This window comes from Vibrio sp. 1457 (assembly GCF_033340195.1).
Lineage (GTDB): Bacteria > Pseudomonadota > Gammaproteobacteria > Enterobacterales > Vibrionaceae > Vibrio > Vibrio alginolyticus.
Map to the genome: position 1 here is coordinate 181,205 of NZ_JAWOWA010000008.1, position 22,909 is coordinate 204,113.

General features: G+C 45.7%; 16 protein-coding genes and 4 pseudogenes. 10 read left to right on the forward strand and 10 right to left on the reverse strand.

Annotated elements, in window-relative coordinates; all coding sequences use genetic code 11:
- Positions 1 to 56 precede the first annotated feature (56 nt).
- Positions 57 to 488 carry an entry exclusion protein EexR gene (gene eexR, locus R7Z41_RS11120; RefSeq protein WP_213916419.1) on the forward strand — a complete coding sequence of 144 codons (432 nt, stop codon included), beginning with the start codon at positions 57 to 59 and terminating at the stop codon, positions 486 to 488.
- A gap of 32 nt (positions 489 to 520) precedes the next feature.
- Here eexR and R7Z41_RS11125 read toward each other — a convergent pair whose 3' ends face one another.
- The 4 genes and pseudogenes from R7Z41_RS11125 to R7Z41_RS11140 all read right to left on the reverse strand — a co-directional run.
- Positions 521 to 4,090 (reverse strand): conjugal transfer protein TraG N-terminal domain-containing protein, encoded by a 3,570-nt coding sequence (locus R7Z41_RS11125; protein ID WP_213916418.1) that lies wholly within the window; start codon positions 4,088 to 4,090, stop codon positions 521 to 523.
- A gap of 3 nt (positions 4,091 to 4,093) precedes the next feature.
- Positions 4,094 to 5,482 (reverse strand): conjugal transfer protein TraH, encoded by a 1,389-nt coding sequence (locus tag R7Z41_RS11130; protein ID WP_064376462.1) that lies wholly within the window; start codon positions 5,480 to 5,482, stop codon positions 4,094 to 4,096.
- 2 nt (positions 5,483 to 5,484) lie between these two features.
- Positions 5,485 to 6,429 carry a thioredoxin family protein gene (locus tag R7Z41_RS11135; protein WP_064376461.1) on the reverse strand — a complete coding sequence of 315 codons (945 nt, stop codon included), beginning with the start codon at positions 6,427 to 6,429 and terminating at the stop codon, positions 5,485 to 5,487.
- A gap of 290 nt (positions 6,430 to 6,719) precedes the next feature.
- Positions 6,720 to 7,624 (reverse strand): annotated as a pseudogene (locus tag R7Z41_RS11140) (IS3-like element ISVpa2 family transposase); the annotation flags it as partial.
- Positions 7,625 to 7,660: 36 nt separating this feature from the next.
- On the opposite strand from R7Z41_RS11140, the gene R7Z41_RS11145 reads away from it, so the two are divergent.
- The 9 genes and pseudogenes from R7Z41_RS11145 (at position 7,661) to R7Z41_RS11185 (ending at position 17,121) form a co-directional block, all read left to right on the forward strand.
- On the forward strand, positions 7,661 to 8,419 hold the full coding sequence (locus tag R7Z41_RS11145) for an MIT C-terminal domain-containing protein (RefSeq protein WP_236716940.1): 759 nt from the start codon (positions 7,661 to 7,663) through the stop codon (positions 8,417 to 8,419).
- A gap of 932 nt (positions 8,420 to 9,351) precedes the next feature.
- On the forward strand, positions 9,352 to 10,935 hold the full coding sequence (locus R7Z41_RS11150; RefSeq protein ID WP_064376459.1) for an L-lactate permease: 1,584 nt from the start codon (positions 9,352 to 9,354) through the stop codon (positions 10,933 to 10,935).
- Between the two features lie 131 nt (positions 10,936 to 11,066).
- Complete coding sequence (locus R7Z41_RS11155; RefSeq protein WP_064376458.1) at positions 11,067 to 11,786, forward strand: (Fe-S)-binding protein; 720 nt, start codon at positions 11,067 to 11,069, stop codon at positions 11,784 to 11,786.
- 10 nt (positions 11,787 to 11,796) lie between these two features.
- Complete coding sequence (locus R7Z41_RS11160) at positions 11,797 to 13,212, forward strand: LutB/LldF family L-lactate oxidation iron-sulfur protein (protein WP_010447336.1); 1,416 nt, start codon at positions 11,797 to 11,799, stop codon at positions 13,210 to 13,212.
- Between the two features lie 10 nt (positions 13,213 to 13,222).
- Entirely contained in the window at positions 13,223 to 13,978 is a 756-nt protein-coding gene (locus R7Z41_RS11165) for a lactate utilization protein C (RefSeq protein WP_064376457.1), read from the forward strand.
- Positions 13,979 to 14,117: 139 nt separating this feature from the next.
- The gene (locus R7Z41_RS11170) at positions 14,118 to 15,020 is read left to right on the forward strand and encodes a LysR family transcriptional regulator (RefSeq protein WP_010447341.1); all 903 of its coding nucleotides are present in this window, start codon (positions 14,118 to 14,120) and stop codon (positions 15,018 to 15,020) included.
- A 73-nt stretch (positions 15,021 to 15,093) separates the two neighbouring features.
- Positions 15,094 to 15,261 (forward strand): annotated as a pseudogene (locus tag R7Z41_RS11175) (carboxymuconolactone decarboxylase family protein); the annotation flags it as partial.
- A 51-nt stretch (positions 15,262 to 15,312) separates the two neighbouring features.
- Positions 15,313 to 15,648 carry a zinc ribbon domain-containing protein YjdM gene (locus tag R7Z41_RS11180; RefSeq protein ID WP_064376456.1) on the forward strand — a complete coding sequence of 112 codons (336 nt, stop codon included), beginning with the start codon at positions 15,313 to 15,315 and terminating at the stop codon, positions 15,646 to 15,648.
- Positions 15,649 to 15,795: 147 nt separating this feature from the next.
- Positions 15,796 to 17,121 carry an IS4 family transposase gene (locus R7Z41_RS11185; RefSeq protein WP_064376455.1) on the forward strand — a complete coding sequence of 442 codons (1,326 nt, stop codon included), beginning with the start codon at positions 15,796 to 15,798 and terminating at the stop codon, positions 17,119 to 17,121.
- Positions 17,122 to 17,162: 41 nt separating this feature from the next.
- On the opposite strand, the pseudogene R7Z41_RS11190 reads toward R7Z41_RS11185, so the two are convergent.
- The 6 genes and pseudogenes from R7Z41_RS11190 to R7Z41_RS11215 all read right to left on the reverse strand — a co-directional run.
- A pseudogene (locus R7Z41_RS11190) lies at positions 17,163 to 17,525 on the reverse strand (Crp/Fnr family transcriptional regulator); the annotation flags it as partial.
- A gap of 842 nt (positions 17,526 to 18,367) precedes the next feature.
- Positions 18,368 to 19,537 (reverse strand): annotated as a pseudogene (locus R7Z41_RS11195) (hypothetical protein); the annotation flags it as partial.
- Positions 19,538 to 19,606: 69 nt separating this feature from the next.
- A complete protein-coding gene (locus tag R7Z41_RS11200; protein WP_032469941.1) occupies positions 19,607 to 20,047 on the reverse strand; it encodes a hypothetical protein in 441 nt (146 codons plus the stop codon).
- Positions 20,048 to 20,108: 61 nt separating this feature from the next.
- Positions 20,109 to 21,062, reverse strand: a complete 954-nt coding sequence (locus R7Z41_RS11205) for a DUF3150 domain-containing protein (RefSeq protein WP_064376454.1) — start codon at positions 21,060 to 21,062, stop codon at positions 20,109 to 20,111.
- A gap of 98 nt (positions 21,063 to 21,160) precedes the next feature.
- Positions 21,161 to 21,928 carry a hypothetical protein gene (locus tag R7Z41_RS11210; RefSeq protein ID WP_064376453.1) on the reverse strand — a complete coding sequence of 256 codons (768 nt, stop codon included), beginning with the start codon at positions 21,926 to 21,928 and terminating at the stop codon, positions 21,161 to 21,163.
- Positions 21,928 to 22,887 (reverse strand): AAA family ATPase, encoded by a 960-nt coding sequence (locus tag R7Z41_RS11215; protein ID WP_001959209.1) that lies wholly within the window; start codon positions 22,885 to 22,887, stop codon positions 21,928 to 21,930. The genes R7Z41_RS11210 and R7Z41_RS11215 overlap by 1 nt, the downstream gene beginning before the upstream one ends.
- Positions 22,888 to 22,909: the final 22 nt, after the last annotated feature.

The following is a 22,909-nucleotide window of genomic DNA, read 5'->3' on the forward strand; positions in this document are numbered from 1 at the left end:
ATGCTGATGCATGATTTGATTGTGCACCGTCTGTGCACTTTGAGAGTACTAAGAAGATGACAAACTTACTTAAATCTTTACCAGCACGCTGCTGGTTTATATCACTGGGGCTTTTTCTGGCGACTTTGGCAGCGGCTCATTTTTTTCCATCAGAAATATTTACGGTATCTGCCAAGTTAGCGGCTTTGCCATTTCTGATTTGCACCATCGTTTTTTTCAGCTACTTGGGATTCAAAGCAACTGCTAGTCCTATCGGCCTTATAACCATCACCACTATGTGTTTAGCAATCGCATATTGGCAAGCGAGTTGGGCAATTTTATGTGTCGGTTTAGCTTTCTTAGGCTTAAGCGGACTAATCCATTTATTTCAAAGACAACTGAAAGATACCGGTCGAGAACTAAGCCTGAGCGAAAAAAAATATTGGTACTGGGTAAACGAATTTGCAGACGGTCGCTCATCTATCCTCCCCAAAAGGCCAAAAAAATAGCCAGCCCATCACAAGCTGGCTACCTTCTGTTTTTAGTTCCTTCCTGAAGCCTGGTTATAGGCCCTAATATCGATCAAGTTGTTCTGAGCATAATCTCCAGCAAGGGATGCATTTGAGATCACTGCAATCTGCTTATCCACAAATGCTTTATCTTCTTCGGACACACTGTCAGGAATGTAAGCACCGCTCTCATCTTTTTGACGATACTCATTTAGCATTTGCTCCCTTAGACCAAGCATTTCAGGCGACCAACTCGATGAGTCTTCAGAGTTGAAAACGCGCCCCGCCAAACCTTCATTGAAAGCTTGAGCAAACACTTGACTTTGAATCGGGGTCAATCCCATTCTCTGCCCTTCGCTGTATGCTTCCTGTTTAAAATCATCGGCATACTGTTCTAAGAACTCACCATATCGATTGTTAACTGCCGCACCGAATGCCCCAGCCAACATGGCTTCAGACTTAGTACCCCAGTTTACTTCGGAGGCATACTGCGAACTCGATCCACTGTATGCATCATTAAACGCCGTCAATGGGTTTTCCAAAGAGGTTCCGGCGTCAACGGCTGCTTTTAAGCCATCCCAGGTTGATTTGCTGGCCACCGTTGCATTGTGCAAGAAACCTCGTGAGCCAGGATCTTCAAGCGCTTGTTCTTTGTAACTCTCATAGTCTTCGCCAAAGTGATTCAAGGTATGTAGTGCTGCATCAGTATGCTTGCCACTGAAATCACCAATAGCACTGGCGCTGTTGAAGAACATTTCAGCACCAGAAACTCCACTATCATCAGCCATAATGCGAGATCGCCACTGAGAGCCAGCTTCACTGTTTAGTCCAGATTGATAGGTACTTGTGTCAGAAGCTACGGCCTGCTGGGCTTGTTGCTGATGCGCATTCAGCTGTCCATCTACACCAGACAGATTGGCTTGGTAAGCTGATTGAGCTGCGTTGAACTGAGTTTGAACAGTTGCAGCATCCTCGTAGCCGCCCAATACCCCCGATTCCACTTGGCTTTGAGTGCCGCCAAAAGTAGGTGCAGCTGATGACAAGCCTTCATTTGAGCGCGGTTGAATTGATCGTAAATCGGCTCCAGTAGCCATGGCCATAACAGTCATTGCTGCTTGATAATCATTGTCTCGTTCAGCGGGCGTTGAGGAGTTTCTATAGGTTAAAGACTCCATAGCTGCGGCCACATACGCCTGATTATCATCAGGTAGCAAGCGTTGATACATTGGAAGGTTTTCACGTAATCGGTTACCGGCTTCAACATGCTGGTTCATATAGCGACCCAAATAATCCATGACTTCAGGATTATCCGCTGCTAATCGAGTTAACGTCGCACCATCCGTATTCCTTTGTCCTGATAGACTGTAGCTGGCCTGATCAAGCTCACTAAAGCGGTTTGATGCAGTGATAACGTCTTGTGCTGAACTCTGAAGAGACTGATAGTCTTGGTTAGACAAGGACATCTCAACGCCAGAACGTCTTGAATCTGAAAGGTCCTTAACCATTGCATCGCGATACTCAGCACGTCGTGAATCACTTGATGCCAAGCTTTGCATCTCCCCAGTGAGCGTATTTGCGGTCGTTGACCGAGAACTGCCCTCTGATGACTCAACTTGGCCACTAAAGTTACCACCTAGATCCAACCCAGCTCGTAACCGTGATATTTTTGGCACTCTTGTGGATTCAGGCTTATCGACTCCAGGCAAGCTACCTTGTGGGGAGTCATTCCCCCCTGTACCAAGTAATCTTCCCAAGAACCCTTTGTCTGCTACTTCTTTATCACCGGTATTTGTAATAGTTCCATCGCCACCGACCCTTAGGCCTCCCGATAACACGCCAGATACCAAGCCACGTACAGCGTCTTTTTTATCGTCTCCGAAACCATACCGTGTTTGCAGGTCATCAGTAACCTGATTAACAACGGCGCTAGAAGCGGAATTAGAAGAACCGATCTGACGTCCAACCGAAGAAAGGTTGTCGTAACTTAGCTTTTCACCAAAAGTTCGACTCATGGTATTGCCAACCTGACGGCTAAAGGCTTGAGTTGCCTGAGTCATGGATTCTTTTGCAGAGCCGACCATTGAACCCACTGCGTTTCCGACAGAGAAACTGCTTAGTAAGTTTGACGCACCGGTCATTGCAGAACCCGTAAGGGCTGAATTTTGGAACATTGACTGTGATTGCATCACCGGGGCATTTTTCGCGACATCTGGACTTGCCATCTTTTCATCAATGGCATCACCGTTTTGAAGACGTCCAGCCAAGTGGGTAGCGGTTATTGCTGAGCCATACACAAGCATGAGCGAAATCGCCGGAACACTCGACGCCAACATGCCGCCAGTAGCTATCCAGGTTTGCAGCACTGAATCCATCTGCATCATCCCAGCAAAAGATGGCACTTCTGTACCTGCAAAGGCATCAAGAGCCGACATTTTCCCTGCAACGGTTAAATGAATATACAGGTTAATGATGGCCATGACAGGCATCCAAAGTTGAATCCAAAGCAGGATTAACAAGTACTTCCCGGCCATTCGCATCCCGATTTGGCCAAGAGCTATCACAAAGGCCATCAAAGGGGTGATGGCGTAAATGAACCCCTCAAAAAACGTCATCATCGGACGAACGATACTTTGGAACAGGGTCTGCTCCGCCGCCCATTGCGTATTGCGCTGCTCAATCGCTTGGTTAACCATGACGGCTGCGGTGAAAGCTTGATCATCCATATACTTGCCCGTCACGCTTTGCTCATAAATAGGTAAAAGCACCGACGCGGTCATGTATTCTTGGGTGTTAACTGAAGCCAAACCAAGGTTATTCAGTGCATTTCGGATCACGTCATCAGTGTCCGTTGCTGACGAAGTCCCCAATGAGGCTGACAGAACCTGTTTAAGCCTTGGAATGAAGGTTGATTCTGTCATGAGTTTCAGTTGGCTGTAGGCGTCGGTGCAGTCCAGATCGCTACTGCTACCACTGAGCATGATTCGAGTGCCATAAATGCGCGAATCAAACCTAATCGCAGTCATCGGGTTAGGATCACTCAGCACCTGATCGAGGTTCTTTTGGCCAATGTCGATACCAATCAAGGTGCACTCTTTGATGTAGTTAAACCACGATTGCTCGATGTCCGAACCGGCGACACGATTTGCATCACCCAAACCAGAGCGATCCATCACCTGTTTTCTCACTTTAATCAGTGACTGTAAACTGGATGCAAAGCCGTATTCCGTCATGGCGGGAGTTGAGAACGCCGTTTCAAACAATCGCGTGATTTGAAAGCCAACAGTCGAAATCGTACTGCCTGCGGCAGCAACACCGATGGGCACATTATCAACCACTCGAACTTGTCCCGTGTACGCATCCTCAATGCTCACTCGGGTACTGGGCCCAAACATGGTTGCAAAGACTAGCCATGAGACTAAAACGTGTTGAAAGTTAATCCCACGACCACCTTGCATTAAGGCCTGAACAGAGACCATCAATACCCCAATTAGCAAGCCAATCCGAACCATTGAAGTAAAGTCGCCTGTACCAGTGATCATCGCGACAGCATTCAGGACCTGCTCTAAAAAAGCCGAATCCCCGATGGAATAGATTTCCCACATTATCTATTCCCCCAGCGCCGTAGATTTAACGGTGTAATAACGCTGTTTGCGAATGGTCTGAATCACCTGATTAAAATGCGCCAGTAATTCTTGCTCTGAGCCGTATCTTCGCTGTAACGCGGCGTACTCCTCATTGATTTGGCGACGTGCACGTTCAAGGTCTTCGGTTAACAACTTCGCATAGGCATGATCTTCGACACCAGAGGTGCTTCTAGCTGCGTTGAGCATGTCTTCAACCAATGCTCGGGCCATCTCAACAGCAATAAATGGTGCTGCTCGTGAAGCAAACGACCTAGCGGCACCTTCATTTAATGCAGAAAGTGTTCGAATCATGCCGCCAATGCTCGCGGGAGCCGAGGCCATAAAAGCCTTTTCGGTGGTGCTAGCTGCCCCAGTATTTCGAGCAAACTTAAAAATAATGCCGTTACTAGAACCTGTACCAAGAAGTAAATTTTCGACCTGAGTTGATAACCCGGTTAGGGTCACGTTAGTGATTGTCGGATTTAGACAGCCGTCTTGTGTCACTGTGTCACATCGGTACATAGCGACGTTACCGCCATGAATTAGATGCTCAATAGTCACTTTATTGCCATTCAGTCTGGTCAGTTTTGGGGCTTTACCTTGACCATCAGCCGCATTCGCTAAATCACCAACGATGATCGAGCCCGTCACGGACATAACCGCTTCAAGAAAACGGTCATCCCCAGATGCAAACCAGCTTGATGCCGAGTGACGTTTCAATGCTCGCCAAACCAAATTACCTTTAATCGTTTTGTTCACATCAGATGCCGCGACACTTGAAGCGTTCTCATATGGGTTCTTACCATTGGATTCACTCCAACTGGTAAAAACGTCTCCAGCCCCTTTAAGTGAGCTCAACATGCTGGCTTCTGTTTGCCCCTTTTTACCAAAAGCAGCCAGGGTATCGTTCACGACTCCCTGAGCCATTTGACAGGAATTGCCAAAATACTCGTTCAACTGCTGGATTTTCTTTTGCAGAGTCTCCATGTGCTGGGAACATTTCTCACACATAGCACTGAGCGCCAATTGGAATGCGTATCCCTTGGCGTTTGCAGCAACAGAACGAAGTAATTGAACAAACTGATCTGCATTAACAAATGACAAACTTCCAGCGAACATATCAATGCCGCCACAACCGGCTTGGAATGACGGAGGCACCATAGAGACGAGGTTCTCGTTCATGATCCTGTTACGAACAACAACGCTTCCGCCAGATATCACACCACGCCGTTGACTCTCGAATACACCAGGCGCAGTGGTGTTGGTCATTGAACCAAACAACTGATTCATCTCCTGTTGCAAGCTTGCTTGGCTCATAGATGAAAAACCAATCGCACAGGCGATTAGCGATACTTGGAATACTTTTTTCATCGTTATAACCCTCCTTGTGCACGCAGATAGCGAACAAGGAACTCAGGGTCCTGTAATATCTTTTCGTTAAGCTCTTGGGCTGACATCGCAAGTGACACGCCGGGTTGAACAGGTCTGGTGGCATAGTAAGTTTGATCGTCAATCCAACCGGCTTGATGGGCTGCGAGAATAATTCGATTATTGAGCTCATCAAGGCTCATTGCACCTTGGCCAATGGGAGTGATGACATTAGGTGGATCAACTAAGAACACGGCAGGGACAGTCGTAACGGACAATGATTGAGCTTGTCCTGAATCGACTTTGAAATTGGGAAACTCTCCACCCGGTAAAGGCAAGCCATCGACAGCAATAGCAAACACCTCGAAACCGTAGTTCAAAGCCATGGATTCGATGATAGGCGCTTGAGCATGGCAATAAGGGCAATCCGAACGATAGAAGAAGAACAAGCCAGCCCGTTTTGCTACTTCACCTAAAGCTACATCGCGTTGAGCGCCAGCTTCTCGATCCATCCGATTGGCAGCATAGGTCGCCAAGGGTCTGCGACTGATTTCATCCAAAACAGGATCGCCCATGACCACCTGCTGACTAACATTAGCAAATAGTGAGCCCTTATCCATCATGACGCGCTGAAGATAAAGATAGGCTCTGACATTCTCACTCGTCGGCTCATCTATTGCCTTGTCCATAAACGATTGCATGTGCTCACGAAACCAGGCAGCACTGAAGGGCTTTAGCTCGCTCTGAATCGACTCTGCCGCACCAGATTCCGGCTTAATAAGCTCTTCAGCCTCCGCTGGCTCAGGAATGACCTGATACCAAAACCAGCCTTCCTGACCACGCTGATAGAATTGCCCATCACTAGCACGGGCGGGCAAGATGAATAGAAAGAGAATAATGATTGGGATGGTCACCCATAGGATGAACCAAGGTAACAAAGGGGTTCTCATTGTCAGCTCCAGAAAATTTCACAGAGCTAACATGCTAAAGAACGCCGTTAAGGTGATTGACCAGATAGATGAAGGAATTGTGTGTGTTTCTGACTAGCTGTTGTGACCAGTAACAGTAACAACAGCTAAATTTAACGAGCCAAATTTATGATTGGACCGCTTTGAGCGATAAGTGGTCGGTCAGATGAACTCGTTTTTGGACAAAAACGTTTTAGTGACTTTGCAAATCATGGATAACTTCAGGTATGGGAAGTCGCTTTTCTTGTGTCCAGCATTGATGGTGCCGAACAGTCTCGATAGTCTTTTGAGCAATACTGGCTACCTCGATCACTGTGAACGATAACTTGCTCAGGGAATCCGCGACGGAACAAGGCCATTGATAGCGCATCGCAGACCAGCGTAGCAGTCATTCTGGTATCCATAGACCAGCCGACTACTTGTCTTGAGTAAAGATCAATAATTACCGCCAAGTACAGCCAACCTTCGCTTGTGGCAACGTAGGTGATGTCACCCGCCCACTTTTGATTCGGAGCCGCTGCGTTGAAGTCCTGAGCCAGCAGGTTCGGAGCAACAGGCATTTTATGCTTGCTGTCTGTTGTACACTTAAACTTGCGTGCGGCTTTCGGAGTCAAATCCTGACGCTTCATGCTGGCTGCAATGGTTTTAACATTATGACTATTACCGTTCTCAGCCAGTTCTTTTTGAATGCGCCTCGCACCATCTCGGCCTTTGCTGCTGTCAAACGCCTCCTTGACCTTGATATCAAGCTCTTGGCGACTTGCCTCGCGCTGGATAGCCTTGTGGCGGTGCTTAATCCAGTAATAAAACCCACTTCGAGATACCCCGAACACCTTAGCCATACGGACAACATTGAAGCACAGCAGGTGTTCGAGCATAAATTCGTAGCAATCTACTTTAGATTTTTCGCGAAGTAGGTGGCGGCCTTTTTTACTATATCTAGCTCTTCAGCTTGCTCAGCCAATTGCCTTTTAAGCTTGGCGACTTCAGCGGCTAGATCTTTTTCCCGCTGACTGGTACTAGTGTCTTTCTTCGCGGCCTTACGCCAACCGTAGATCTGAGATTCGTGTAACGAGAGTTGCCTCGCTGCCGCAGCGACTCCCACTTTATCTGCTAACTTCAGTGCTTCTGCTTTAAATTCAGGAGAATGGATAATACGTTTTTTCTTGCTTGTCATGCTTCACCTCGTTAGTGATTGTACTCACTTAACTCGGTGTCCAAAACTGCTGGTGCGGATCAGCGAGTCAAAGACCAGCTGTTTAGGATCGATAGTACTTATGCTGATGTTAACTTTGCCTATAGTGGCAAAGCTGGTAAAGAAGTTCCTGTACAAACTTTAGAAGAGTTGCAATACCCTAACTATTTCAACAAAACTGTTGGTGATGTTGATGACATTGGCATGCCCGAACCAGAAGTTTCTTCAGTTCAGCCTAATAGTGAAAGTTCTAATCCAAGCTCAGAGGATGCTGGAGATAAAGAGCTTAAAGAGCAGCACCTAACGTTTGCAGAGAATCAACGAGGTGTTAGTTATAACGGTTTGATAGGCCCTTACCTGAAAGGTGCTAAGCATATTACCATCACTGACCCATATATTCGTTTGTTTTATCAAGCAAAGAACTTGATGGAGTTGTTAGAAACTGTTGTTAAGCAAAAACAAGAAGAAGACGAAATTGTTGTTAGCTTAATAACTGTTGAAGATGAGTTCAAAGGCGAGCAACAACGTGAATATTTTGAGAAGATTCAAGCTTCACTATTTGCCGTTGGCGTTAAATTTGCTTATTCATTTGATACAACGGGTAGTCAACATGCAAGGCACATCACCACTGATACTGGGTGGGAAATTTCACTAGATCGAGGCCTAGATATTTACCAACAGTATGATGTAAATGATGCTTTTAGCCTGACGAATCGATTACAGAAGCACAGAGCATGCAAGCCATTTGAAGTTACATTCATTAAGGTTGAACAGTAAGCGATAAAAAACTGTAGGGTTCCTTATGATGAAATTTTTTAATATTTTTTGTGATTTTTGTAGCAAAAATAACATGTATGACAGAGTGTATATTCGTGAAAGTCGACTTGCTATAATTTATTTAATTTCAATAAGATAGGTTGGAAGTCCGATTTCCTCACTCCCGCCACATTCTAAAGCCCCGGCAGAAATGCTGGGGCTTTTTCGTTTTAGGTCAGTTTTGAACCCTGTTGAGTCGTGAATCAAAGCAGTATCTATGCTTTAGGGGATTGTTTTCGCAGATGTCGATAGATCTATTCGCTAGCAAAGAAGAGCAAACTAACCGATAACCATCAACAGTAGTCAAATGTTATTACTTGGCAATTATTCAGCACATCGCCTCTATCCAAAAGGGGCACCATTCTGATTTATCGTGACTGTAAGTTACTAGTGTGATTCGTTGATTTAATCTGATCCTAATGAGGCCATACTGAAGTGAGCAAAACTTCAATAAAAAGGAAATGTCCTTTCTATTAATATCTTTTCTTTTTCTCTCTCTTTTTAATATCTCCTTTTATAGTCAATTTATAATTTAATATAGTGGTTTACTATATTAATAGTATTGATGAGAATAATTCCTATGCCTGTTTTTCTAGCCTTGTTTATTAGTTGCTAGTTTGCACTTAATTGTTTCCAAAATAGGTCTAATTAAACTACTCACCATTATTGGTTTGCTTTTAAGTTATTGATATTACATGGGTGTTGGTAAATTTAATTTAAGCTAACTAGTAGCATGTCACAGATTTCCTTTTACGCAAAACTTGTCTTATTTAAATATCAATAGCCAACTCGAATCCTCTCTCTAAAATAACCACAACAATTATAAGCTTTACCCTAAGCGACAAAAATCAAAATAAAAATAACGATTCCAATAACGAAAACATGGAGGCCCAATGGCCAACTTATTGATATCTATTGCCCCTATTATTTTACTCATATGGATGATGACCAAAAAAAAGGCCATCCCTTCAAATATTGCTTTGCCGCTAACTGCACTTTTAGTCGGTGTCATTCAACTGTTTTACTTTAACGCGCACATCACGCCACTTGTGGCCAGTGCTATTGCAGGTGCGCTATCTGCCATCACACCAATTTCGATTATCGCCGGAGCCATACTTTTAAATAGAACCATCTCTTTATCCGGTGCGGAAGCGGTCATCAAGCGTTGGCTAGAAGGCGTCAGCCGCAATCAAATTGCGCAGCTTATGATCATTGGTTGGGCGTTTGCCTTTATGATTGAAGGTGCATCAGGGTTTGGTACACCGGCGGCAATTGCAGCGCCAATCTTGGTTGGACTTGGTTTTCCGGCGCTTCGTGTGGCTATGTTGGCGCTTATTATGAATTCTGTGCCTGTCTCTTTTGGTGCGGTGGGTACGCCAACTTGGTTCGGCTTTAGTGGTCTTGGGCTAAGTGAACACGATCTACTCGAAATTGGCCGCACTTCTGCATTGCTGCATACGGTCGCTGCTGTTTTTATTCCGGTAATTGCGCTGAGCTTTGTCGTAAGCTGGAAGTCCATCCTACGTAATATCATCTTTATTCAGCTCAGCATTTTTTCCTGCACATTGCCATACCTTGCTTTCGCGCAGTGGAACTACGAGTTTCCAGCACTGATTGGTGGGGCGATTGGTCTCACCATTTCAATTGTATTGGCGCGGTTAAATATCGGGATGGAGCCAAAACAGCCAGAGGAAAATGAGCAACAAGCGCAGATTCCAAGGGCCGAAATTATCAAGGCAATGAGTCCAACATTACTGCTTATCGCCATTCTCATTATTACTCGTATCCAGCAGCTAGGGATAAAGCAGCTCTTAACCGATTCGACTCAGCTATTCACCGTTCAACTTGGTCATTTTGCGGAGTTTAGTGTCTCGAATGCCTTAATCTTAAAGCTGAGCCAGATACTGGGAACTGATACGTCATGGGCATACAAAACCTTGTATGTGCCTGCTTTAATCCCTTTTTTATTGGTGGTGCTCGTCAGTGCACTCGTCTTCAAAATGAGTAAACAGCAGCTAGGCCAAGTGTTTACTGAAACGGGGCAGCGAATCAAAACACCTTTCATTGCACTGGTGGGAGCTCTGATCATGGTGAAGTTTATGATGATGGGAGACGCAAACTCTCCAATCATGACAACTGGCCGAGCGCTGTCTGATCTGTTGGGCACCAGTTGGCAGTTCTTTGCTTCATACCTTGGCGCATTGGGCGCGTTCTTCTCTGGCTCGGCGACCGTTTCTAATCTCACATTTGGTGGCATTCAACAAACCATTGCGCAGACAGTTGGCTTGCCACAAAACCTTATTTTAGCACTGCAATCTGTCGGCGGTTCGATGGGCAACATGGTCTGTATTAATAACATCATCGCCGTTTCAACCATTTTGGGAATCGCCAATAAAGAGGGTTACATCATCAAACGAACGGTGATCCCTATGGTTCTGTATGGGGTGATTGTCGCCTTAGTGAGCAGCGTTATTTAAACCAATTATGCCTACCTGCGCTGTAGTAAGGGCTTTGGGAACAGAGTCATGCAGGTGGGCAAATTATAAAAAATCACTGGATTTAGGGCGTATGCCGAGTAATCAAAGTCAGTGAACACTGGAGCATAAAAATGAAGGTTAACTTTTTTGTCACTTGTTTATGTGACTCTGTGAAATCGGAAGTCGCCAAAAAGACGGTGCTACTTCTAGAGCAGTTGGGCTGCGAGGTTCTATTCCCAACTCAGCAAGGTTGTTGTGGTCAGCCGTCATTAAACAGCGGCTATATTGAGCAAAGCAAACCAGCCATGAAAAAGTTGATTGAGAGCTTTGAAGGCAATGATTTCCCAATCGTGACGCCTGCAGGATCTTGCGCAGCTTCTATCAAAAAATACCCAGAATACTTAGCCTCTGAACCTGAGTGGGCTGAAAGAGCACAAAAGGTTGCGGATCGCTTATTCGAGCTGACTCAGTTCATCGTTAACAAGTTAGATAAAGTGGATGTTGGCGCTCGTCTTAACGGCCGTGCGGTTTACCACCCATCCTGCAGCTTGATTCGTAAATTGGGTGTGCGTGAAGAGCCGCTCAAGCTACTAGAAAATGTAGAAGGGTTGGAGATGTTGCCGATCAAAAACCAAGAAACGTGCTGCGGTTTTGGTGGGACGTTCTCGGTCAAAATGTCAGAAATTTCCGGCGAAATGGTGAAGGAAAAAGTCCGCCATATCAGTGATGTCAGTCCAGACTATTTAATTGGCGCTGATATTAGCTGTTTGATCAACATTGGTGGTCGTATTAGCCGTGAAGGCAAGCCTGTCAAAGTGATGCATATCGTTGATGTGCTGTTGAGTCGTTAAGGAGAAGAGTATGTCGATGAAAACCAGCGATGTGAACTTCAAGCAGCGCATCAAAGTAAAAATGCAAGATGAGTTTATGCGTCACTCTGTGGCGAACGCTCAGGAACGTATGTTCAACAATCGCCAAATTGCAGCGGACAAGCTCGGCCACTGGGAAGAATGGCGTGATATGGGCATGGACATTCGTAATCATGTATTAGAGAACCTAGATTACTACCTGCATCAACTGAGTGAAAACGTGGTTAAAAACGGAGGCAGTGTGTTTTTTGCTTCGACTGCAGAAGAGGCAACAGATTACATCGAAACCATCATTCAGCAGAAAGAGGCCAAAAAAGTCGTCAAATCCAAATCTATGGTGACGGAAGAGATTGGTCTAAACAAAGTGATTGAGCGTAATGGCTGCGAAGTGGTTGAAACCGATTTGGGTGAATACATTTTGCAAGTGGATGACTGCGATGCGCCTTCGCATATCGTTGTGCCGGCTCTACACAAAAACCGTACGCAAATTAAAGCGATTTTTAAAGACAAGCTCAACTACCAAGGCTCGGAAGATCCAGAAGAGATGACGCGCTTTGTACGTGATTATATTCGCCATGATTTTTTAGAGGCGGATATTGGCATTACCGGTTGTAACTTTGCTGTCGCGGAGTCGGGCACGGTTACTCTAGTCACCAATGAAGGTAACGCCCGTTTGGCGACAAGCTTGCCAAAAACGCATATTGCCGTGATGGGGATGGAGCGTATTGTTCCAACTTTTGAAGAGCTGGATATTGTGATCAGTTTGCTTTGTCGCAGTGCGGTCGGTTTACCATTAACCGGGTATGTCACCGCCTTAACTGGCCCACGTGAAGCAGAGCATTGTGACGGCCCTGAAGAGTTCCATCTAGTGATTGTCGACAATGGCCGATCAGATATTTTGGGCTCTGAGTTTAAAGACATCTTGCGCTGTGTTCGCTGCGCGGCTTGTGTGAATACGTGCCCGGCTTACCGTCACATTGGCGGCCAATCGTACGGCTCTATCTATTCGGGCCCAATTGGTGCGGTCCTTTCCCCACTTCTTGGTGGGTACGATGATTTTAAAGATCTGCCATACGCATGCAGCCTATGTAAATCTTGTCATGACGTTTGCCCAGTTAAGATCCCGCTTTCTGACCTACTTATGAAGCATCGTGAAAAAATGGCTAGTGACAAGATCACGCCTTTTAGTGAACGGGCTATCGTTTCTGGTTTCAACCTAATTAACGCTAAACCGCTTTTGTGGGATATGAGCATCAAAGTGGGTGCAACAGTCGCTAGCGGTTTGATCCGAGATGGAAAAATGCCACTCAGTGTCGGCGCAATTAAGCAGTGGAATGAATCAAGAGATCTTCCAACTCCAGATGGCCAGTCGTTCCGTAGCTGGTTTGCCAATCGAAAACAGAAATAAGGATCTCATGATGTCTACGTTAAAAGATAACAGCCAGGCAGCAATTCATAATCGCGATCAGTTTCTGCTTAATATTGCCAACAAACTTGGTAGAAGCGCTCCGTTAACACAGGTTACAAGGCCTTTGCTTCGTCACTCATGCCACCAAGAGGTGATGAAAGGGCTGAGTACCGAACAGTTAAAGCAAGTATTGCAAGAGTATGCGCACACCTCGTTAGGGGCTGAAGTGATTGAGACGACAAAGAGCCAGCTTCAAGCGGTGTTGGGTGAAGTCTGTCAGTGTGCTTGCACCGCCGAACAAGATACAAAGAGAGTCGATACGATTTTTTCAGCGTCTCCTGCTTTATTGGAACTTGTCACGCCATCGGAGCTCGCGAACGAACAGCACCACGTGCACATTTGGGATAACGCCTTAGGTTATGAAGCGAATATCACTATTGCGGAGCGCGCTAAGATTGGTGTCGTAATGGCGGAACAAGCACTCGCTGAGTCAGGAACCGTAGTGCTTTATAGCGATCCGAAACAAGGTCTATCAATTAGCTTATTGCCAGAAAGTTCTGTCTTCGTGATTGCCAAAAGTACGCTGCTAGCTCGTTTAACTCAGGCGACGATGACACTGCATAAAAAAGCTCAAAAGGGTGAACGCATTCCTTCATGCGTTAACTTTATCTCAGGGCCAAGCTCTACTGCTGATATTGAGCTGATCAAAGTGGTGGGAGTGCATGGTCCTGTCTCAGCGACTTACATCATCGTTGATGACATGTAATTAGAATTCAATTTGCTCTATGGGAACAGGGCATCAAGGCACATCTCATGTGGCTGTGCCTTTCTTCTATTAATGGCTCGTCTCTTATTAGGTGAACCGTTATAATCCTTTCATACTCTTGCTCTTTAGAGGATCTCCTATGCCGCAAGTTGATGATCTTATTCTGTTTACGCAAGTCGTTGAACACGGCTCTTTTAGTAAAGCTGCGGAACATAACCACACCACCAAGTCGATGATCAGCAAAAGAGTGAGCAAGCTTGAAAGTGATCTTGGGACGCAACTGCTTTATCGCACCACTCGTAAACTGACGTTAACAGAGGCAGGAGAGGTGCTTTATCATCGCTCTAAAGATATCTACTCCACAGCCAATGCCGCGTTTAAGTCGATAACGGGTTACAACGAATCTTTAGCGGGTCATATTAGAATGTCGGTGCCAACCATTTCTGGCGAGTTGCTACTGGCTGAGTCTATTTCCGAGTTTTGCAATAACAATCCTGGCCTGACCGTTGATATGTCGATGGATAACCACTTCGTTGACTTGATTGAAGATAACTATGATTTAGTGATCCGCACTGGCTATTTAGAGGATTCAAGTCTCATCGCGCGTTTTATATTTAATTCTCGCTGGATGATTTGCGCTTCTCCGCAGTACCTTGAAAAACACGGTGAACCGAAAACACCAAAAGCCCTTCAAAGGCATAATTGCTTGGGCTATACCCATGAAACAGGCGGCACCTTTAACTGGCAGTTCAAATGCAACAGTGACAATTACACCTTGAAAGTATCGGGTAATTTCTCTTCTGACAATGCCGCTGCACTGCGTAAAAGTGCGATAGCTGGCAATGGTCTCGCTTACTTACCGACATGTTTGGTCTATCAAGATCTTCAACAAGGAAAACTGGTTGAGGTGCTTTCAGAGCACACCAGTAAAGTGGTCGGCATTTATGCGGTTTATCCATACACTCGCAATCCGGCGAAACGAATTCAAGCATTGATTGAGCACATCAGAGAAAGCTATTTGTCTATTCAAGAGTGTTTTTAAACAGGCGAATTCGTTTGGCTGCTATGCCTGCTCAGATAGAGCACATTCAGCTCCGCACCAACCACTGAGATGAAAGGTTCACCTTCATGCGGCTCTTAATGTGGGCTGCAATGAGGAAGAAGTGAAAGAGGTTATTTTACAAATGTCTGTTTATGCCGGATTTCCTGCAGCATTAAATGGTATGTTCGCTTTTAAAGAAGTTCTTGAAGAAAAGAGCGAGCGTATAAATTTACTCGATTAGACAAGCAATACCCATTACCATAGTGCTAAATTCATTAGCTAGTAATTACTTATGTCTCTACCTCCTTGCCCAAACTGTAACTCAGAATACGTTTATCCAGACCAAGACCACCTTGTTTGCCCAGAGTGCGCTCACGAATGGAACCCGACTCAGGCAGCAGAAGAAGACGTCGTAAACGTGAAAGATGCCAACGGCACTTTGCTGCAGGAAGGTGATAAGGTCATGTTAGCGAAAGACTTAAAAGTAAAAGGCAGTTCGCTGGTACTTAAGATCGGCACCAAAGCAGTGATTCGTCGTATTAAAGACGGCAAAGATCATCAACTAGATTGTAAAGTCGATGGTGCTGGTGAAATGATGGTAACTGCGCAGTTTGTGAAGAAGGCTTAATACCTGCACTTAGATATCGCTTTCAGAAGCAACAAAAACAGCTCCCTAGGCGCTAATGCCGATCAGTTAAGACTTTAATCGGCAGATCAGTTGAATGATCCTACCAACATGTAACAATCCGATAGACCCTGTTTATCGGATTTTTTTATGCACGTTTCTCAAGCCCTCGACATCATCAATAACTACAAACCGAATCAAGTCGAAACTCTCGCAGACCTCCTACCTATAGAGCTAATTAATGATGCTTACGAACTGACTGATACCGTCACCCTTCGAAAGCGAAAACTGACTTTAGAATCTATGGCGTGGTTGTTAGTTGGAATGGCTATATATAACGATAAATCCATGGCTGATATTGTAAATATGCTCGATATTGTTGATCGCTCAGGTAAACCATTTGTCGCTCCAAGTGCATTAACGCAACGAAGAAAAAATCTCGGTGAATCAGCAGCTAAAGCTCTTTTTGAGTGTACGCAAAGTCATTGGTTTAAGCAGGCTAATTTACCAAACTGGAACGGACTCACTCTTCTTGGCGTTGATGATGTTTTGTGGCGCACTGAGGACTCGAAAGAGAACGCAGAAACGTTTGCAAAGCCTACCAATCGTGACGGTAAAGAAACACAGTACCCACAAGTACGCATGGTATGTCAGATGGAGTTGAGCAGCCATTTAATCACAGGCAGTGCCTTTGGCTGTTATAGCGTCAATGAAATGAAGTTAGCAGAGCAACTTATAGAGACGACACCTGATAATAGCTTAACCCTTTTCGACAAAGGCTTTTACTCCCTTGGCCTACTTCAAGCGTGGAGCTCACAAGGAATAAATCGACATTGGCTTATCCCGATGAAAAAAGGACTCACTTACGAAGTCGTCCAGTCGCTTGGCCGACAAGATAAACTGATCAAACTGAAGAGTAATCCGCAAGCGCGTAAGAAATGGCCAGAGCTAGAACAAGAAGTTGTTGTACGTTTAATCACGAGAGTCAAAGATGGTAAGCAGTACGATGTTCTCACCTCAATGCTTGATCCTATGCTCTACCCAAAGTCAGATATCGTGGGCTTATATGGGTATCGTTGGGAAATTGAACTCGGATACCGTGAGCAAAAACAGTACATGCTTGGTAACCGACTCACGCTTCGAAGTCGACTCCCTGAATTAGTGAAGCAAGAGCTCTGGGGAATACTACTGACCTATAACTTAATCAGGTATCAAATGGTGCAGATGTGTAATACGTTGAAAGGAGATTACTTGCCATATCAACTTAGCTTCAATGGGGCATTAGCTCACATCATGCGCCTGATAGTGGGACTTCCATACTCGTCACCAGGAGCAATCCCGAGGCAACTCCAAAACTTCTACTCAATGAGTGAGAGTTTAATACTAGAACCTAGACGAGAAAGATCCTTCCCTAGAGTCGTTAAGAAAAAACCAAGCCGATACCCTAGAAAAAACAATGCCGCTCACCTTAAGTGAACGGCATTACTCCCTAGGCGCTGTTTTTTGTTTTAGAGCGTTTAAGTTAAATCTCGCTGGAATATTTTTGGTGCTAACTCCACCATTTCGCACATGGCAGGAATCTCTAGCAACGTGATATGGCTTTCGTACTCAGTAATAAAACCATCTTTTTTCAGTTTTTTGAACGTTTTAGAAAGCGTCTCTGCCGTCATTCCTAGCTGTGTTGCGAGCAGCTTTTTTGCCACGTGTAACGTGATATTCTCTTCGCTTCTTGATTGAGCACGATAGAAGTCAGCCAATTTCATCACCAGTCTTTGGTTCGCGTTTACTTGCGTCAAAATGTTCGCGGTATCCATCAGCTGGTGGATGCGATTGGTCATGTAGTTCATTACTTTTAATTAAGTCTGCGGAGACTGAGTAAACCCTTTCTTGCTTAGATGAAACTAGAAACTTCCGTTCACGTAAGAAGTCTCAAAGCGTCACCTTGGTTTCCGATGGCAGAAAACTTTCGAAAGACCTATCTCCCCACCTAACAGTTTGGACAGCAATTAGTTTGGAGGGTGACATTAGCGCTAATATTAAAAAGGGATTCAACACGTTGCAGCCAGTTTACGACTGGGTGGTAGCAAGTTGCAGCTAACTTGCTTGTGTCCCAAGTAGACCGGAAGGTCATAATGAAGAATGACTGCGAGTAACTTTAGGTTGGTAGCTTAGCCCGTAATTCTAGTTCTGAAAAATCACCATACTTATCTAAAGCCATCGTCAACTCGTCAGATAGTGGCAAATCATAACCCACACGAGGACTATCAACATATCGGTCATACCTATCTCGAAAGCCTTTTAACGAGTTTGCTGAACAACCTATTATACCCGCCAAGCTTTTAATCGTTCTTGTCTGGTTCCCAAAACCCAATCGATTAAGATGACCAAATTTTGCCAAATAAAGCGCCGATATTAACAGGTCTGTTCTATTAACTTCTGACGTGTGCATAGGGGTACGCAAAGTGTCTTTCTTAGGAGTGAATATTTCTGACTCATTTCCTTGTAGTTGGATATTGAAGAAAGGTTCTATCAATTGCCAACTGCGTAAAAACAGTTCAGATGTATCAGCCACACCATTTCCCAATGACAATAGTGGTTCCATCACTTCTGATTTGAATTCGGATCTTGTGAGAACAAAATCAAAGTTTATCTTTTCATCATTCGCCGATATTTCTTGGAGTTTATCCTTCACAACATCAAGTTCAGAACAAACATTCGCGTTACCCATTGAACCCGATATATCGACCAGCAAGTGCACAGCAGCATTAGGCGCAATGCGAGGTTGCCTTTGAATAAACAATCTCGACTCACCAGCTTGTGAAGCGGCAAGACGATGGGTTGCAACTCGAAGACCGTGCCTCTTGGCATGATTCCGATTGTCCTGACTGGACTGAACCATACCTCTAAGTCGGGCTCGAATTTGAGCGGACTCAGACGCCGACAAGGTCAAGATGGCCTCGTCACCCAACATAGCTTGCTCTGCTTGGGGCAAACTGAGTGGAGTGACGCCCTGATGTCCTTCAGCTTGTTCCGACAACACTTCTGCCACTTGGGCAAAGGTATCGGATTCAAACTGAGCGGCACTGGCCTCTAGGGCTTGTCGCAAATTGTCAGCTTGATCAGGGTGATCTGAATCCCCCGCTTCAGCAGCATCCCCCATTGCAGACGAACCAGTTTCCGGGGTTTGACTGTCACTACTGTTATTGCTGTCATTACTCGCATCTTGTCCAATGTCATTACCGTTATCAGCATCCGACTCATCCTGTGGTGGACGAGATTCTTCTTCCAACATGGCAACGATGGCATCGACAAGTTTTAGCACTTCACCTGTAGACGCTAGGCTAGGCACTGCTGTCAGCATGGCGCTTAACCGGCTCATCGCTGCGGCAGGAAAGAGTTGTCTCACTCTTTCATCGACTGCTTGATACAAAGGCGTCAGCGCTTTCTGGCCCAGAAAATGGCATCTCAAGCGGAACAACAACCATGCTTGCAAGTTAGATGCAGGCTCAAGCTGTTCAGGTACACACATTTGCTGTGTGTCCACCATGTACTCAATCACTTGCGAAATACTGCGCCGGGTTCCGGGGTAATCCTTTGCCAATTCGTTTTCAATGCGAACATCCTCAATGATATTGAGAAGTGCCTTTCGGATCGGCTTGGACGACGCCTTCTGCACCATGTCAAAATTGGTATGCCGAATATGCGCCGCTTCATGAGCCAGATAACCCCAAGCTATTTGTTGATAGTGTGGGTCGTCTGGGTTTGCTGTTGGGATCACAATCCGCTCACCATCTGTAAACGCATCTTGTCCTTGAATAAGCACCTTCACACCAAACTTTTCGCCATAAGCGGCGGCAACGATTGGCAGTGCATTTTTTAATGGATGATTCATGGGAGTCTCCTAATCATTAGGGGGAATACTCCCTCAGCGGGAGCGTTTCCCCGCTGGGAATATGGATGTTTAAACCTGTGCTTTTAGCTTATCCAGGTCGTATTTTTGACCTAACCAAGCCACCAATTGAGCTGGACTCTCGTGCTGCTCAAATGACGTTTTAAGCTGGTCTAAACTCAGGATGTCATCCAATGTCAGACCGTACTGATCTTGTAACTGAGTAGACACCTCGTGTTGATATTGCAGCCAGGCCCGCTCAAAAGCGGTTTGCTGCAATGCCATGTTTGGAACAAACACCATGGCCGTTACCCACGCTCCTTGTGCGTCCGCATCTGCGATCAGCACAGGGTTCTTTGGGATCACGACACTATGTGTTGAGTACGACCGTTGTACTAACGTTCGACAACACGCCACTTCTGGTATCGATTCACTTTCAACCGCATCAGTCACACCACGAAAATGTGCTTCAAACTGCTTCAGTTGGCTGGGGTTATGGATGGTTGATTGCATAATTTCCTCTTACATAGTTCAGAGGACATGCGCCCTTCAGGGCAACATGCCCTCAAGGACGTTAAAAATAAAATGAGTTTGGTACAGTCGAACCAAGGTTTGGTCTGACGGTTGGTTGTGGTATTGCACGTAAGTTATCTGGCTGAGCAGATACTGGCTGTGCGGGTTTAGGTTCAGGTTTGGGCATCAGTTGTCTGATATCCAATTGACCTTCACCGTGCATTCTCATCTTGTCTGGATCAGACAAAATTAAAATGGTCGCCATCAGTTCGTGATAGAGATTGTCTGTCACAGGGCCGGTCTTCGGCAGACGAACAAATAAATTGTCCATCGCTTCGACCATCGGCTGGACTCGATGATCCAGGAATGACAAACCATCCAACTTGTCTCTTAACCGTTTGAGAGGGTTAAGGGCTCGCTGACTGATTTGATTCTTACCTGCAACGGAACGCTCAAACAGTTCATTGGCATCACGAGCCACCTCCCTAAAGAGGGTGTGTCCCATACCATTGACCTTGTCATCTAAGCCACCAGCTTGGTCAGCCGGTTGCATTCGATAGATGGCATAATCGAACTGAAGCCGTTGTTCCACGTCTTCGATGGGTGACAGCGCACGCCGGATTGCATCTGCAAATTCCGGGTGTTTTGCAACCCAGTTAAAAGTCACCTGATCATAGTTGTCCAAGAACAACTGCTTGCACTGCGCAAACTCCTGACCTATACGGTCAAGTTCTGGAACAATCTGATCAATTCGGTCCTCAGGGACGGCATAGCCACCTAAAAACCGCACACCGACTTGCTCACACAAGCGCTGCGCTTCTTTCTTAAGCCTTTCAAAGTTCGCCAATGCCTCTGGGTCGCAAATTTTTTTACTCCCTAAGCTGGCAACATCCTTCGGTGGAAGTTGGCTGCCATTGGCTAATCTGAAATCTTCAGGCCTTAGTTTTTTTCTACCGCTCCAGATGGAACAGTCGATGTGACAAATCAAAAGTTTGTCGAGGGTTTGAATACTCATAGTGCATCCTCATGCGAGATGGGGACGCACCACTCCCAACAGGAGCAATGGCCCCCGTTTGGGTGGTAGTAGTTGACGCGCTAATGGCAATACCACTATCAGAAATAGTAATTTTGCGAATCAGGCGACGATTGGTTGACATCGATTTTAGCAGGCATTAAGTCCAGTGCTTCAGCTATCGGGCGAACCCGCTCTAAATCACTGCCTAGCAACCGCAATACATCTTTTTCCAACTTCAGTTGGTCTGATACTTCTATCCCTTCAGGACTCGCTACTGTGAGCGAACACAGAGGTGGTAATTGACGCTTAAAGGCCAGTAACAGCAACAATGGCCACGGGCCATCATCCGTGTTAACAATGCCAGCGCCTTCACCTGACACCATGCTGATTTGATTGGTACTAGGTAATCCGCTTTTGCAAAACCCCAATGACCATTCTCCAATCCTGACCTGGTTATCATCAATAACAGCCAAGCCATAGGCTTCAAGCAGCTTTGCCATATCGAATAACGCTTTTTTCGCCAGCGAAATTTGGCCATTGACGTCCTTGCGAGTACGAAACTCCCAACTGACGTTATTGGCGCACGCGACGCTATCTAGCGCATTTGAGAGTTCAAATGGCCGCCCTTGATGATCAATACCGACATGTCCAACAAATCGGTAACCCTTGTTGATTTTCTCATTGATTCGTCGGTCTGCTTCAGCGTTAGGATCAGTCGAGTCAATCAATCGCTGCTGCGACAATTGACCGGCTTTTCCAAACCGAACTTCAATCTCCTGGTTATCTGATCCAACATAAATGGCCCATTCTTTGGCTGTCCCATCAGAATGACTGTAACGGTAAAGAGCAAAGCACTTTTCCATCATCAATCCTCCCAATGGTCACCGAAGACATCAGCGGCAATACGGTGAATAGCTTCTCGTTGCTCCAACTCAGCACGAGCCGTCAAAGACCGAACCAGTGCATACTCCACTGCGTTAGGAGCACCTTTAAAAGCAAGTGTTAACTTTGCCCAGCGCACCAAGGTCCGAGTGGACATGGTGATACTAAGCTCCGCACCGCCATCCGCGCCCCCAATAAAAAGACGACGAATGTCACCAGCCACCTTCACCATTTTTTGGCGAAAGACCTCTGGCAAGCCCGGCGCAACATTCTCCAGAATGGCTTCCTCTACAGAAGGCTCTGCATAGGTCGCTTCGATGATTCTAAAGCGATCAAGAAAAGCCAAATTCTGTTGAAGCACGCCTTGATACAAGCCCGTTTGGTCACCGCTGCCCGCACTGTTGCCGGTAGCGATAAAACGAAACTTGTTATGTGGCATGATGATCTCACCGCCATTTTGTGCGATGACCAACGGGGCACCTTCCAAAATGTCATTGAGCCCAGCCAGTTCAGCAGGCTCAGCAAGATCCATTTCATTAATGATCAGCAAATGGCCATGCTTTACAGCCAGTGCCAGCGGTCCATACACAAAGGTCATGTTGCCATTAACCAGCGTGTGGTGACCGATAAGATCGGACAACTCCAATCGACCGTGCGCAGTAATTTGCTGAACAGGCCAATTCAATCGAGAAGCAACTTGGCAAATTAGCGAGGTCTTACCGCATCCAGTGGGGCCAGTAATATACAAACCGTCACCGTCTGGGTTAGACAAGAACGCCAATACGTCACGTAAGTCTTCTTTTCTAAAAACATACTCGTCCTTGCGAACGGGAATGTTTGGATGGGTAGTGTCGGCACCAAATCCTTCCAGAACGAAAGCATCAGGAGCCGGGACATTAAACGCTTGATTCACTTGAACCAAAAATGGGGATTGTTCAGTCATGGTAAACCTCATCTGTTTTGAC

Bases quoted from the DNA above. Each gene is read 5' to 3' on its own strand.
- eexR (WP_213916419.1), top strand. From the start codon at position 57: ATGACAAACTTACTTAAATCTTTACCAGCACGCTGCTGGTTTATATCA.
- R7Z41_RS11125 (WP_213916418.1), bottom strand. From the start codon at position 4,090: ATGTGGGAAATCTATTCCATCGGGGATTCGGCTTTTTTAGAGCAGGTC.
- R7Z41_RS11130 (WP_064376462.1), bottom strand. From the start codon at position 5,482: ATGAAAAAAGTATTCCAAGTATCGCTAATCGCCTGTGCGATTGGTTTT.
- R7Z41_RS11135 (WP_064376461.1), bottom strand. From the start codon at position 6,429: ATGAGAACCCCTTTGTTACCTTGGTTCATCCTATGGGTGACCATCCCA.
- R7Z41_RS11150 (WP_064376459.1), top strand. From the start codon at position 9,352: ATGGCCAACTTATTGATATCTATTGCCCCTATTATTTTACTCATATGG.
- R7Z41_RS11155 (WP_064376458.1), top strand. From the start codon at position 11,067: ATGAAGGTTAACTTTTTTGTCACTTGTTTATGTGACTCTGTGAAATCG.
- R7Z41_RS11160 (WP_010447336.1), top strand. From the start codon at position 11,797: ATGTCGATGAAAACCAGCGATGTGAACTTCAAGCAGCGCATCAAAGTA.
- R7Z41_RS11165 (WP_064376457.1), top strand. From the start codon at position 13,223: ATGTCTACGTTAAAAGATAACAGCCAGGCAGCAATTCATAATCGCGAT.
- R7Z41_RS11170 (WP_010447341.1), top strand. From the start codon at position 14,118: ATGCCGCAAGTTGATGATCTTATTCTGTTTACGCAAGTCGTTGAACAC.
- R7Z41_RS11180 (WP_064376456.1), top strand. From the start codon at position 15,313: ATGTCTCTACCTCCTTGCCCAAACTGTAACTCAGAATACGTTTATCCA.
- R7Z41_RS11185 (WP_064376455.1), top strand. From the start codon at position 15,796: ATGCACGTTTCTCAAGCCCTCGACATCATCAATAACTACAAACCGAAT.
- R7Z41_RS11200 (WP_032469941.1), bottom strand. From the start codon at position 20,047: ATGCAATCAACCATCCATAACCCCAGCCAACTGAAGCAGTTTGAAGCA.
- R7Z41_RS11205 (WP_064376454.1), bottom strand. From the start codon at position 21,062: ATGAGTATTCAAACCCTCGACAAACTTTTGATTTGTCACATCGACTGT.
- R7Z41_RS11210 (WP_064376453.1), bottom strand. From the start codon at position 21,928: ATGATGGAAAAGTGCTTTGCTCTTTACCGTTACAGTCATTCTGATGGG.
- R7Z41_RS11215 (WP_001959209.1), bottom strand. From the start codon at position 22,887: ATGACTGAACAATCCCCATTTTTGGTTCAAGTGAATCAAGCGTTTAAT.